The following is an 11,728-nucleotide window of genomic DNA, read 5'->3' on the forward strand; positions in this document are numbered from 1 at the left end:
TGGGCGCAGCCCGCGAACAGGGCGCTCACCGAACCTACCGCAGTGTACGGACCTGACCAAGTTCGCAGGCTGTCGCCTGCTCCCACACAGGGCGCGCGGGGTTTTGTAGCCAACAAGGCACTCACCGCAGCAGGCTGAACACGCCTTTGACCCCGCGCTTGATGCGGTCCATTTCCTTAGTGACAGAGAACTCGCCTGCTTCGCGGCGGCGGCGGTTGAGCTGCACATTGACCGCCTTGGCGTATAGCGTCTGCAAGCGCTGCTGCAGGTCGCTTAAACCAACGGCCGGCTGCTGCGGCGGCAGTGCCACCGCGACCAGTTCAGGCAGCGCTAGCAATTGCTGGTTGTAGGTCGATGCGTCCTCAATCGCTCGGGCAGCTTTGCTGCCGTCTCCAAACGCGAAACCCTCCGGCCAACTGCCGCCTGGCAATAGCCGGTCAGCCTGGGTCAGCACCGCCAGCAGGGCTGGGGGCTCATGCTCAAGGTTTTCAGGGCGAGCAAACCAGGTGTTGAGCCTTTCTCGAAACTGCCGATCCAGTGCCCGTGCTGGCTGGTTGGCTTTCAAGGCCCAGAGCAGCAGGTCGCACTCCCGTGCTTCCTTGAACACAAGGTCGCCCACGGCCTCACTACCGTCCAGGCCAGGCAGGTCGATCAGGCGAATATTCGGTGCGCCTTCGATAGCGCACTCATACACCGCCACGCCATCGGTCGCCGGCAAGGCGCTCACTTCCGCGTTCAGGCTGCCGGTCAGGGCATTGATCAGCGAAGATTTGCCCGCACCTACCTGGCCCACCAGGCCAATACGCACCGGGTCCAATACAGGCGCCTTGCGCTCATCATCCTTAGAGGTGACCCGCGCCTGCTGCAATTGATCATCCTCCAGGCGGAAATGCCCACCGTAAAGGTCGATGGCGGCACGCAGCACTTCCATCAGCAACAGGTACTTCAAACGGTCCTGCAACTCGTCACTCAGGCCATCAAACACTTCACCTCGGATCTGCGTGAGCGCTTCGGCCACAAGCCCCTGTGGCGAAATCAACCGGGCAGCGCGGTACAGGTTGAATACCTTTCGCGCCAGCGGCCCATAACGCTCTACCTGGTCGTTGAGGTTCATAAGGGTGGACAGGCGTACGTGTTCCACACCCGGCACATGGGCTTTGAGCACACGGCGATAGCGCCGGCTCACCTGCTCTACAATGGCCAGCAGCTCAGGCGCTGTAAACGCCCAATGGGCACGGTCAGAGCGCTCGTCGTAACGCACCGCGACCAGCCTCACCACCGCCAGGCCGGTTTGCGGAAGCGCTTGCCAAGAGAAGTCAGTGGCCACCAGCGCTCGCACCTCAGGAATCAGTGCTTGTTGCACCTCTCGGTCCTTGGCGCGCCAGTAGTCTGGCGTACGAGGGCTGGCTTCCAAGGCTTCCTGCACCGCCGGGCCTACCCGCTGGCCAAAGCGCCGGCGTGCCACCAGCAGGCCCAGGCTGGTGAGCAGGGTGCAGGCCAGCATGATCATGATCAGGTGCAGGATGTAGCCATACCGTACGGCGGCATACAGGCCAAAACCTGCCATTACCAGCACCGGCATCACGACAGACAGCAACGCATAGGGCACCGCCCGGTCGGACAGCCGGGCCAGGGCTGCCAAACCGCTAAAGGTTCTTTTCATCACGGGCTACCGGAAGAATATGAGTGAACGCCTGCTTGTACAGCGCCTGGAGTTCAGCTGCGCTGATGGGTTCGCCATGGGATAACCGATAGAAATACATGCACGCTGCCCGCCCTAGCGCGTAGGTCAGCCCATAGCTGGAGGCGGCGGCCGAAGCACTGCCCACGGTCTGCCCTACCACCGGGATCAGCTTCACCAACTGGCGCACGCCAAGGCGCGAGGCGTATTGCAGGCCGAAGCCGGTACCCAAGGCGGCGGCAAATTCGGCCAGCAGTCGCCGGCTGTATGTCACGTTGTAACGGTTGGCCAGGCTATGCAGCATTTTCAATTGCAGTGTAGGAACTGCAACCAGCCCCACGGCAGGCAGCGCATCGGCCGCACCCGCTGCGCCGGCATACCACATGACCTCTTTCTTCAGGCGCTGGAAGTTACGGTCTTCTACGTCCGAATGGCCTTGGTCCACAAACAGTTCAGTGATGATGGGCAAACGCGCCCCCAACTGTTCGGTCAAGGCCTGCACGCCGAAGGGCTCACCGTTTGCACCGATAAAGTCCACCTGCGCCTGTGCCATTTTCCCCCAGGCCTTTTCAACCTGCTGTTGGTTGAGGGCAATACAACGCTCGCGCTCGCTGGGGTCGGTGATCTGCAGTACGCCGGTATGCACTAGTAGCGTTTCGCGAATCTTGCCAGCGCGGCGTATCTGTTTAAGTGCGTTGATTACCTGGGATTGCTCCGGATCTTCGGCTTTCATTACCACGATCAGCGCGTGGCTGGCCCGCTCGAACGCCAGCAGGTCTTCGTGGGCATCGTAATCAGCTTCTGCCAGGCCACGGGTGTCCATGAAGGCCATTACCGGTGTATCAGCAGGATAGGCGTAGCGGGAGGAGGTCAGGGTGCAGGGGCGAAAGCCTGTGCCTACTTCTACCCGGTCCAACCCTGTAAGGGCGCGCACCAATGAGGATTTGCCGGCCCCTGTCTTGCCCAGCAGCCACAAGGTGGGCAAGTGATCCTCGCTTCGCTGGAAAGCCGTTTCCAGTGCCGGGTTGGCTTCGGGGTTAAGCGCTCGGTACACGCGGTCAAGCAGGCTCATGGTGGGAAGCTTCCAGTCAAATACGAGGTATTAGGCCCGTTACGCTCGAGAAAGGTCCTGGTACCCCAGGGTGCGGCACCCTGCCGCAACGGCGCCATAGGGGAAATTGACCCAGGTCAATATCGGCGCCGTTGCGCTGAGGACAATGCGCGCACCCCCAAGAGTATCCACCATGGCCGCCCATTTCGACCTTCTGAACAAGCCGCTGGCTAAAGAAATCGCAGTGACCCTCGTGCTCAAGCTGGTGTTGCTGTTGGGTATTCGCGCGCTCTGGTTCGGGGCGCCAGACACCATCACGGACGATAGCGTCAAGGTCGGCCAGCACCTGCTTGGCTCTGTTGCAGACTCTCCTGAGAAACTTCAAAAATGATTACCGAATCGGTTGTCGACCTGTCGCGGCTACAGTTTGCCATGACCGCGCTGTACCACTTTCTGTTTGTGCCGCTTACCTTGGGCATGACGTTCCTGCTGGCCATCATGGAGTCGGTGTACGTCATGACCGGCAAGCAGGTGTACAAGGATATGACCCAGTTCTGGGGCAAGCTGTTCGGCATCAATTTTGCGCTGGGCGTGACCACCGGGCTGACCATGGAATTTCAGTTCGGCACCAACTGGGCGTACTACAGCCACTATGTTGGCGACATCTTTGGCGCGCCGTTGGCAATTGAAGGCTTGATGGCGTTCTTCTTGGAATCGACCTTTATCGGGTTGTTTTTCTTCGGCTGGGATCGCCTCTCCAAGCGCCAGCACCTGGCGGTGACCTGGCTGGTGGCACTGGGCTCCAACTTGTCGGCGTTGTGGATTCTGATCGCCAACGGCTGGATGCAAAACCCTGTGGGTGCGGCGTTCAACTACGAAACCATGCGCATGGAACTCACCAGCTTTTCGGCATTGGTGTTCAACCCGGTGGCGCAGGTGAAGTTCGTGCACACCGTGGCCTCGGGCTACGTGACCGGCGCAGTCTTTGTGCTGGCCATCTCCAGTTTCTACTTGCTCAAAGGCCGCGATGTTGCCTTTGCCCGGCGTTCGTTCGCCATTGCCTCGGCATTTGGCATGGCCTCTATCCTGTCCGTGATCGTGCTGGGCGACGAGTCTGGCTACGAAATCGGCGACGTGCAGAAAACTAAGTTGGCTGCTATCGAAGCCGAATGGGAGACCGAGCCAGCTCCCGCAGCTTTCACCTTGTTCGGGCTGCCCAACCAAGCCGAGCAACGCACCGATTACGCGGTAAAGATCCCCTATGTGATGGGCATCATCGCCACCCGCTCATTGGACACACCCGTCACCGGCATCAAGGACCTGGTAGCCGAGCACGAAGGGCGTATCCGCAATGGCATGGTTGCCTACGAACTGCTGGGCAAGCTGCGTGCCGGTGACCGTACAGACGCTACCCGTGCGGCCTTTGACAAGGTGAAGGGCGACTTGGGCTATGGCCTGCTGCTCAAGAAGTACACCGACCGGGTAGTGGATGCCACAGATGAGCAGGTCCGCCAGGCTTCGCTGGATTCCATTCCTGGCGTGGCGTCGATTTTCTGGACCTTCCGCATGATGGTATTCAGCGGCGTATTGATGCTGGCGCTGTTCATCTGCGCGTTCTGGGCCTCGGCGCGCAAGGTGGAACACCGTCAGCGCTGGTTGCTTAAGTGGGCACTGTTCAGCCTGCCGCTGCCTTGGGTCGCCACGCAAACCGGCTGGTATGTGGCCGAGCACGGTCGCCAGCCTTGGTCCATCGGTGAGGTACTGCCGACCCACCTGTCGGCGTCCAGCCTTACCACGGCTGACGTATGGGGTTCGTTGCTGGCCTTGGTGGCGTTCTACACCGTGCTGCTGGTGATCGAGATGTATCTGATGATCAAGTTCGCCCGCCTGGGGCCAAGCAGCCTGCATACCGGGCGCTATCACTACGAGCGTGAAGAGGTACCCCTACGGAACGTACCGGTCACTGGAGGCGTTGCACATGTTTGATTATGAAACACTCAAGCTGCTGTGGTGGGTGCTGGTGGGCGTGCTGCTGATCGGCTTTGCCGTGGCCGATGGCTTTGACCTGGGCGCCATGTTGCTGATGCCGCTGGTAGGCCGTAATGACAGGGAGCGCCGCGTGGTGATCAATACCATCGCGCCTCACTGGGACGGGAACCAGGTGTGGCTTATCACCGCTGGCGGCGCGCTGTTCGCAGCCTGGCCGCTGGTGTACTCGGCCGCCTTCTCGGGGTTCTACTGGGCCCTGCTGCTGGTGCTGTTCGCCTTGTTCGTACGGCCAGTTGGGTTTGACTACCGCAGCAAGCTGACCAATGCACGGTGGCGTAAAAGCTGGGACTGGGCGTTGTGGGTCGGGGCCATCGTACCGTCGCTGGTGTTCGGTGTGGCCTTCGGCAACCTCTTGCTGGGTGTGCCTTTCCGTTTCGACGACACCTTGCGCCTGAGCTATCACGGCACCTTCTGGCAATTGCTCAGCCCCTTCGGCCTGGTGGCAGGTGTGGTCAGCCTGGCGATGCTGGCCGCCCATGGTGGCAGCTGGTTAATGATGCGCACCGACGGCCTGTTGGCTGAACGCGCGCGCCGGGCCGTGCTGGGGTTCAGCCTGTTGTACCTGGTGGCCTTCATCGGGGCAGGTGCGTGGCTGGCCATTGGCTCGGTCTCCGGCCTGGTGCTCGACAGCGGCCTGGACCTGAGCGCTGCCATCAATCCCTTGGTGAAATCCGTACACACTGGCAACCCCGGATGGATGGACAACTACCGCCTGTACCCCTACACCGCAGCCGCACCATTGCTCGCCGTACTCGGCGCATTCATGGCATTGCTGGCCGCCACCCTGGGCCGGGGAGGCTGGTCTTTCCTGGGCACCGCGCTGGCTATTGTCGGCACCTTGTGTACCGCAGGTTTTGCGCTGTTCCCGTTCGTAATGCCTTCCAGCCTGGACCCTACCTCCAGCCTTACCGTATGGGACGCCGTCTCCAGCCGCACTACCCTGAGCATCATGACCGTAGCCGCCGGTATCTTTGTACCGATCATTCTGGCGTATACCGCGTGGTGCTACTGGAAGCTGTGGGGGCGGGTAACGCCTGCACATATCGACCAGAACCCCCACGGCCTTTACTGAGGAGTTTGAACATGTGGTACTTCGCCTGGATTCTCGGTGTACTGCTGGCGTGCAGCTTCGGCATCATCAATGCCCTCTGGCTCGAGGGCGCCGGCTGCCTTGAGGACGTTCACCATGATCGCTAAGGCTTTTCTGGCACGCGGCCTGTTGTCGGGTCCCAGCCGGGCCCTATCGCTGGTGCTGGCGGTGCCGCTGAGCCTGGTCCTGCTATTGCACCCCTTTGCACTGGTCAACGCCGATGGGCACTACAGCCACGGCCTGCTTGCCCTGGCCATGTGGGGCATCAGTGCTGGCTTTGTGCACGGCATGGGCTTCGAGCCTCATGCCCTGGCATGGCGGTGGCTCTTCAGCCCACTGGTGGCCTGGCCACTGATGGGGCTGGGCTATTCATTGCTTGCCGTTTGATAGCAGCCCGCCTGCGACAGGGGTTCGCAGGCAGGGCGGCCACTTTCCTACGCCAACTTAAGGCCGGGCCTATATAGGCTTCGGCCTGGGCGAGCCTATAGTCCCGGCTGAATTCGTTAGGAAGGACGCCAGGGCATGTTCGACCATCGCCAGTATGTACCGGTGCTGAAATGGCGCCAGGGGGGCTACGAAGCGCTTGCGCGCATGAGTGACGTGTTGCGAAGCCGGGTAACGCCCTTGCTGGAAATCCCTGCCGAGGCGTGGGATTACGAGAAGGAGCGACCGCAGCGCAGCATTGATGAGCACATCGGGCTGTTTGGCCATCGGCTGATCGGCGCCTGGGGCAGCCTGCCTTGCTTCGTGGATTCCTGCTATTTACCACCTGATGCGCTCTGCGCTGATGGCACCCACCACTTCGAACGTTTGCTGGCATTGGCGGCTCAGGCAGGCTGCCAGGCGCTTCCGGTGACCAGCCTGGCTCGCCATTATCAGTACCAGGCCGCCACCGCACGCGTCGTTCGGCGGTACGGGCGAGGTTTCTGCCTGAGGCTGTTCTGTGAAGACTTCGACCACCCGGAACTGGCCACACAGATAGGTGCCTTGCTGGCGTACATGGGGGTAAGCGCCGGCCAAGTGGACCTGCTGATCGATTTCAGCCAACACGTAGCGCGAAGTGCAGCCGCCCAGGCGGGCCATGCCTACGCCTTGCTGGCACAGACGCCACTATTGGCACACTGGCGCAGTCTCGCGATCATTGGCACGGCTTTTCCTGCGCTCTCGACTACCCAGCAGGTGTGCTCCGGCAGCCTTTTCCCACGCTATGAGTGGCTGGCCTACAAGCAATTGCTAAGGCGGCTCAGCGCTGGCGAGCGGCGCCCTGCATTTGGCGACTATACCGTTGCCCATCCGCACACGGGTGTAATGGACCCTAGGCTCAATGAGCCCTGTGCACGTATCGAATACACGGTGGCCGATGGTTGGTTGGTTATGCAGGGCTGGTCTGCCCAAAGCAATAACGGGGCACAGTATCGAACGCTCAGCCAACGCGTACTTGCTTCCGGCCACTTCGACGGCGCGTGTTTTTCTTGGGGGGATGATTTCCTCCACCAATGCGCCGAGCTGAGCGAGCCTGCGGGAGACAGTTCGACCTGGGCCTGCGTGAGTAACAATCACCACCTCACACGTGTGGTGCTGGAGCTGGCCAATTTTCATGCGGCCTAGGGAATGGCGTTTCTGGCCATTGATCGCTGGCAGCAACCTGACGTGATTTCGTACGCCATTCGTGCCTTTGAGGCGCTTTCATGAAAAGCTGTGCAGCTTGAAAGCAAGGAGCCCTTCCATGAGCAAAGTTCTTCCCGTTGTCGTTGGTGTTGTCGTTATCGCAGGCGCGGCCATTACCGGTGTCGCCTGGTACACCGGTACGCAGGTTGAACCCCTGCTGCGCCAGCAGGTGGTGGAGGCCAACACACAACTCAAGTCAGCCCTGGCAGGGTATCCCGCCACCGTTACGCTGGAGCTGACAGGCTTCGAGCGGCGGCTGTTCAGCAGTACCGCTCACTACGTCACCACTGCCCAAAGTGCCGATTTCAACGCCGGCGCGCCGTTGCGTATGGAAGCGACTGCCGACATCGAACATGGCCCATTCCCTTGGTCGCAGGTGAAGCAACTGAAGCTGTTGCCTGTGATGGTGGCAGCAAATTACCGCACTCAAAGCAGCCCGGAACTGACCCAGTTGCTGGGCATGCCCAGCGGTGAGCCGCCTTTGCAGGCATACGCCACGGTAGGGTACGGCCGCACACTGGACAGCCATATCCAGATACTGCCCAGCAAATGGCAGAGCAACCAGAGTGCGCTGGTGCTGTCCGCCGTAGACGGCACCCTGGCCGGTACACTCGACAGCGCGAAAATGGAGTTCAACGCGCGCGTTGACAGTGCCGAATTCACGGGCGTGGGCCCACAAGGCGAAGTGCAGCTGAACCTTAAAGGCGTGAGCGTGCATAGCGGCGGTATCAAGGGCGCCTCAGGTTTCTATCTGGGTAACAGCGCTTTCCAGGCCGATCGCCTGACGGTCGGCGAGGCCTCGGCCCCTCTGCTTGAGATAGCCAAGCTCACGGCTCAAGGCTCGCTTGAAGAGCTTGAAGGCAAGCTTAAAGGCACTGGCGATTATCAAGTTGAACACATGAACATTGCCGGCTTGCCCGTTGGCAGCCTGCAACTGCGCATGCTGTTCGACAACTTGAACATCGAGGCCATGCGCAACCTGGCGGTGTTCTATCAAAACGTGGTCGCGCCTCAAGCTGCCCAGGCCACTCAGGCGCAGCAGCCTTTGCAACTTCAGCTAACACCACAGCAACAGGCCGAGGTTCAAGCTGACCTAGACAAACTGTTGGAAGGCCGCCCTCATATGGAACTGCAACCGGTAGGGTTGAAAACAGCCAATGGCGAAAGCCACTTGAACGTAGCCCTGGACTTGGCCAAGCCCACAGCGCCGAACCTGCCGCCCGAGCAGTTGATGCAACAGATGATCACCCGCCTGGACGCCAACCTGTCCCTGGCCAAGGGCACACTGCGCGACTTGGCAACGGTGCAAGGCCAATTGGGTGGCCTAACCGACCCCGCAGCCCTGGCCAAGAACGCCGAAGGCGCCGCCAACTTGGCCGTCACCCTGGCCACCCTGCAAGGGCTGGCGAAGCTGGAAGGCGAAGCGCTGGTGTCATCACTGCACTATGAAAACGGTATGGTGGATTTCAATGGGCAGAAACTCACCTTGGAGCAGTTCGCGCAGTTTCTGATGGGGGCGGTGGGGCGGGGGTGAGGTGCTTTGCTACAAAGCAATGGTATAGTCCTGCCTCTATTTTGCAGAACAGCGGCAGGATGCTGCTGGAGGAAAACACACATGGCAATTTATACAGCAGGCTATGAAGGGTTGAGCATTGACGCCTTCATCGCACGCCTCAAGCAGGCCCGGATCGATAAGGTTCTGGATGTTCGGGAATATCCTCTTTCCAGGAAAAAAGGATTTTCCAAAAAAGCGTTTGCTCAATGCCTAGCTGATGCAGGCATTAGTTACGAGCACTGCCCGCCTCTCGGCTGCCCTAAACCCATTCGCAACAGTTACAAACTTACAGGCGATTGGGCGGATTACGCCCGCGACTTCCGAGCCTACGTTCAAACGCAAACGAATGTGCTACTAGACTTGGCTGCGAAGGCTTCGGTACAACGTATTTGCATGGTTTGCTACGAGGCAGACGCAAATTTCTGCCATCGTAGCTTGATTGCGGAAGCGGCACAGCAGCTGGATGCTGATTTAGAGACTCGGCATCTTCCTCTCAAAATAGAAGCATTTGCCGACTTGCTTCTGGTTGCTTAGGGGGGTAGATCAGGCTAATGATCAGCCATTGGTGGGGAAAGCGGTGAATTGTCCCCATCAATAGCATTAGATCTCTACTTGGCAGTTCTACCTCAAGTTTTTGACGAAAAGGGGTTTCCCAACCTGCAGGTCCGTGAATTCGAAGAAGATTTCTGTAGAGCTGACTTGCCTCCCAGTCTACGATTTTATGCCGGTTGGCTTCCGAATTTTCTCCTGAAGCGCACTCGTATCTGTAGTGGAAATCATAGGGTACTTTTTCAAGGCGCTTCAAGCTTGACTTAACGTCATCTTGCTCGAATAGGCCCGGTTGAATCTGTAGCTTCTGCAGTTTTTCTAACTCTTCATCGGTCCAGCTTTCCGAAGAAGCCTTTTTTATCTCAAGTGCTGTAATTCGGCGAGGTCGTATCAAACCCAAGGTCACGTTACATTCAAGACGAGCTTGTTCAAGCGCCGCAAAGCTTTCGTAGATAGGTAGCTTTTCCAATACGGCTCGCCGCAGGTTCCAACCCTTTTTGGCTGGGACCATTTCACGCGGCTGGATCGTATCGACGCCTATTTTATGGCTTTCCGGTCGATGATCGTTGGCTGTTTTCTCAATGGATGCCTCAATCCACTGCCATTTTGAAAACTGTTGATCTTCTGTAATCAACCGAAACGGCACTGGATAAAGTCTAATCAAGTTTCCTTCCGTATCGACGCCTGCAACACACGATGTTTCCATATGTGCTGCACTAGGGGAGGGGTAGGTCTTGCAAAGAATGAGTATACGAGCTTTCCTTCTCATAAGGCCTTTGTCCTTACTTTTCTAAATTTTTATAAAGGGCTATGATAGTTTCTTGCGCAGTATAGTATCCAGAAGTGGTTTTGTAATTGGTTGCGGAAAAATTAATTTAAATGTATTGCTTGATTCACGTTGGCACGGTTTTATCCAAAGTCATATAACTATTATATATTATTTGATGCTTTTTTTGTTTTGGTTGCGGTTTTAGCTTGTTCTTGCTGTGTTTCTCTAGAAGGCTGCATAGGCTTCAACGGCGCCGACCACTTTTCTGCATCGTTCACATAAGCCTTCTGTGCTTTTTTGTCGTACAGGCATAGCTTGGCTTTGGAAGATCCGCGCGTGCGGTCCTTCACCAGCATGGCAACCGTGCCCACGCGATCGTCAAAACCGATGATGGCTGAAGGCGCTGGCTTGCTGAGACCACTGGCCGCTATACAGGCGCGCGTTACCCGCGTGTCGAACTCCGCCCAGGCTTGGTCGCTTGAGGCATGGGCGGAACCGATGGCCAGCCAAGCAAAGGTAACTGTCCCTACAATCGTTGAAACCCGCATAAAATCTCCTGAAAGGGGTGGGCCTTGGGCTGTCGCTTAACGACTCATCTCATGCAAGCATAACGAACCGTAGCGGTTTGGCCGCGCCGGTTCTCATTCACAGGTCTATATGACGAAAATCCTGACCCTTCTCGGCTCGAACATCCACGACATTCCGTCGTTTTATGCCGAGATCAACCGCGTGTTCATGGCAGGCGAAGACTGGGCGCTGGGGCACAGCCTCGACGCCTTGGATGACATGCTATACGGCGGCTACGGTGCCATCCGCGGCAAAGAGCCCATAAGGCTTGTGTGGCAGGGCATGGCGCAGAGCCGTACGAGCCTTGGTGTGAGCGTCACACAGGCGTTTTTAAGCGAAAAGCTCAAGCAGCCCGAGGTGTTCAACGTAGCGCACATTCGTACTCAGCTGGACGCGCTGGAGCGAGGCGTGGGCAAGACCTACTTCGAGATCGTGATGGATATTTTTGCGGCACATCCGACTATCGAGGTTGTGGCGGAGTAGGCGCAATGAAGAGACCAGGGGGATGGTGTTGATTTGAGACCTGAAGGGTCAGCCCTTGGGGCCAAGGGAAAGAAAAGATGGCGCACTCGACGGGATTCGAACCCATGACCCCTGCCTTCGGAGGGCAGTACTCTATCCAGCTGAGCTACGAGTGCAACGCGGGCGCCATAATACCCATGTACGGGGTGCCCGTCCATCCTCTCAGGCTATGCATCGTTTCAGAACCTGCACGGTCCTATAAACAGAAGCAAAGCCAACACCCTGGC

The 11,728-nt window shown here is 58.4% G+C and carries 13 protein-coding genes and 1 tRNA gene; 9 read left to right on the forward strand and 5 right to left on the reverse strand.

The annotated features are described in order from the left end of the window. Window positions 1-121: 121 nt before the first annotated feature. A complete protein-coding gene (locus ACSAMW_RS15535; protein ID WP_500591039.1) occupies window positions 122-1,663 on the reverse strand; it encodes a GTPase family protein in 1,542 nt (513 codons plus the stop codon). After that, window positions 1,647-2,753: a YcjF family protein gene (locus ACSAMW_RS15540; RefSeq protein WP_500591040.1), complete on the reverse strand. Its 1,107-nt coding sequence runs from the start codon at window positions 2,751-2,753 to the stop codon at window positions 1,647-1,649. Before ACSAMW_RS15540 ends, ACSAMW_RS15535 begins: the two co-directional genes overlap by 17 nt. A 172-nt stretch (window positions 2,754-2,925) precedes the next feature. Between ACSAMW_RS15540 and cydP the strand changes: the two genes are divergently transcribed. From cydP to ACSAMW_RS15580, 8 genes are all read left to right on the forward strand, one after another. Then, a complete protein-coding gene (gene cydP / locus ACSAMW_RS15545; protein WP_500591041.1) occupies window positions 2,926-3,123 on the forward strand; it encodes a cytochrome oxidase putative small subunit CydP in 198 nt (65 codons plus the stop codon). Then, the gene (locus tag ACSAMW_RS15550) at window positions 3,120-4,718 is read left to right on the forward strand and encodes a cytochrome ubiquinol oxidase subunit I (protein WP_500591042.1); all 1,599 of its coding nucleotides are present in this window, start codon (window positions 3,120-3,122) and stop codon (window positions 4,716-4,718) included. Before cydP ends, ACSAMW_RS15550 begins: the two co-directional genes overlap by 4 nt. Further along, window positions 4,711-5,853: a cytochrome d ubiquinol oxidase subunit II gene (gene cydB / locus ACSAMW_RS15555; RefSeq protein WP_500591043.1), complete on the forward strand. Its 1,143-nt coding sequence runs from the start codon at window positions 4,711-4,713 to the stop codon at window positions 5,851-5,853. Before ACSAMW_RS15550 ends, cydB begins: the two co-directional genes overlap by 8 nt. A gap of 11 nt (window positions 5,854-5,864) precedes the next feature. Then, complete coding sequence (gene cydX, locus ACSAMW_RS15560; protein WP_500591044.1) at window positions 5,865-5,978, forward strand: cytochrome bd-I oxidase subunit CydX; 114 nt, start codon at window positions 5,865-5,867, stop codon at window positions 5,976-5,978. Beyond that, complete coding sequence (locus ACSAMW_RS15565) at window positions 5,968-6,258, forward strand: cyd operon YbgE family protein (RefSeq protein WP_500591045.1); 291 nt, start codon at window positions 5,968-5,970, stop codon at window positions 6,256-6,258. The genes cydX and ACSAMW_RS15565 overlap by 11 nt, the downstream gene beginning before the upstream one ends. Before the next feature lie 135 nt (window positions 6,259-6,393). Further along, the gene (locus ACSAMW_RS15570) at window positions 6,394-7,479 is read left to right on the forward strand and encodes a beta family protein (protein ID WP_500591046.1); all 1,086 of its coding nucleotides are present in this window, start codon (window positions 6,394-6,396) and stop codon (window positions 7,477-7,479) included. A gap of 118 nt (window positions 7,480-7,597) precedes the next feature. After that, window positions 7,598-9,073, forward strand: coding sequence for a YdgA family protein (locus ACSAMW_RS15575; protein ID WP_500591047.1), 1,476 nt, complete (start codon window positions 7,598-7,600; stop codon window positions 9,071-9,073). Between the two features lie 81 nt (window positions 9,074-9,154). Further along, window positions 9,155-9,628, forward strand: a complete 474-nt coding sequence (locus tag ACSAMW_RS15580) for a DUF488 domain-containing protein (RefSeq protein WP_500591048.1) — start codon at window positions 9,155-9,157, stop codon at window positions 9,626-9,628. Here the strand turns inward: ACSAMW_RS15580 and ACSAMW_RS15585 are convergent. Both ACSAMW_RS15585 and ACSAMW_RS15590 read right to left on the reverse strand, forming a co-directional pair. Beyond that, window positions 9,588-10,412 (reverse strand): DUF8758 domain-containing protein, encoded by an 825-nt coding sequence (locus ACSAMW_RS15585; RefSeq protein ID WP_500591049.1) that lies wholly within the window; start codon window positions 10,410-10,412, stop codon window positions 9,588-9,590. The genes ACSAMW_RS15580 and ACSAMW_RS15585 overlap by 41 nt on opposite strands. 161 nt (window positions 10,413-10,573) lie before the next feature. Then, a complete protein-coding gene (locus tag ACSAMW_RS15590; protein WP_500591050.1) occupies window positions 10,574-10,960 on the reverse strand; it encodes a hypothetical protein in 387 nt (128 codons plus the stop codon). A gap of 109 nt (window positions 10,961-11,069) precedes the next feature. Between ACSAMW_RS15590 and ACSAMW_RS15595 the strand changes: the two genes are divergently transcribed. Beyond that, a complete protein-coding gene (locus ACSAMW_RS15595; RefSeq protein ID WP_500591051.1) occupies window positions 11,070-11,462 on the forward strand; it encodes a barstar family protein in 393 nt (130 codons plus the stop codon). Between the two features lie 78 nt (window positions 11,463-11,540). Here ACSAMW_RS15595 and ACSAMW_RS15600 read toward each other — a convergent pair. Beyond that, a tRNA-Arg gene (locus tag ACSAMW_RS15600) sits at window positions 11,541-11,617 on the reverse strand. Between the last annotated feature and the right edge of the window lie 111 nt (window positions 11,618-11,728).

The organism is Pseudomonas sp. AB39(2026) (assembly GCF_059831485.1).

What these genes read in the sequence shown, in the direction of transcription:
- cydX (WP_500591044.1), top strand. Translation starts at nt 5,865, where the DNA reads ATGTGGTACTTCGCCTGGATTCTCGGTGTACTGCTGGCGTGCAGCTTC.
- ACSAMW_RS15595 (WP_500591051.1), top strand. Translation starts at nt 11,070, where the DNA reads ATGACGAAAATCCTGACCCTTCTCGGCTCGAACATCCACGACATTCCG.
- ACSAMW_RS15565 (WP_500591045.1), top strand. Translation starts at nt 5,968, where the DNA reads ATGATCGCTAAGGCTTTTCTGGCACGCGGCCTGTTGTCGGGTCCCAGC.
- ACSAMW_RS15580 (WP_500591048.1), top strand. Translation starts at nt 9,155, where the DNA reads ATGGCAATTTATACAGCAGGCTATGAAGGGTTGAGCATTGACGCCTTC.
- cydP (WP_500591041.1), top strand. Translation starts at nt 2,926, where the DNA reads ATGGCCGCCCATTTCGACCTTCTGAACAAGCCGCTGGCTAAAGAAATC.
- cydB (WP_500591043.1), top strand. Translation starts at nt 4,711, where the DNA reads ATGTTTGATTATGAAACACTCAAGCTGCTGTGGTGGGTGCTGGTGGGC.
- ACSAMW_RS15575 (WP_500591047.1), top strand. Translation starts at nt 7,598, where the DNA reads ATGAGCAAAGTTCTTCCCGTTGTCGTTGGTGTTGTCGTTATCGCAGGC.
- ACSAMW_RS15550 (WP_500591042.1), top strand. Translation starts at nt 3,120, where the DNA reads ATGATTACCGAATCGGTTGTCGACCTGTCGCGGCTACAGTTTGCCATG.
- ACSAMW_RS15590 (WP_500591050.1), bottom strand. Translation starts at nt 10,960, where the DNA reads ATGCGGGTTTCAACGATTGTAGGGACAGTTACCTTTGCTTGGCTGGCC.
- ACSAMW_RS15570 (WP_500591046.1), top strand. Translation starts at nt 6,394, where the DNA reads ATGTTCGACCATCGCCAGTATGTACCGGTGCTGAAATGGCGCCAGGGG.
- ACSAMW_RS15540 (WP_500591040.1), bottom strand. Translation starts at nt 2,753, where the DNA reads ATGAGCCTGCTTGACCGCGTGTACCGAGCGCTTAACCCCGAAGCCAAC.
- ACSAMW_RS15585 (WP_500591049.1), bottom strand. Translation starts at nt 10,412, where the DNA reads ATGAGAAGGAAAGCTCGTATACTCATTCTTTGCAAGACCTACCCCTCC.
- ACSAMW_RS15535 (WP_500591039.1), bottom strand. Translation starts at nt 1,663, where the DNA reads ATGAAAAGAACCTTTAGCGGTTTGGCAGCCCTGGCCCGGCTGTCCGAC.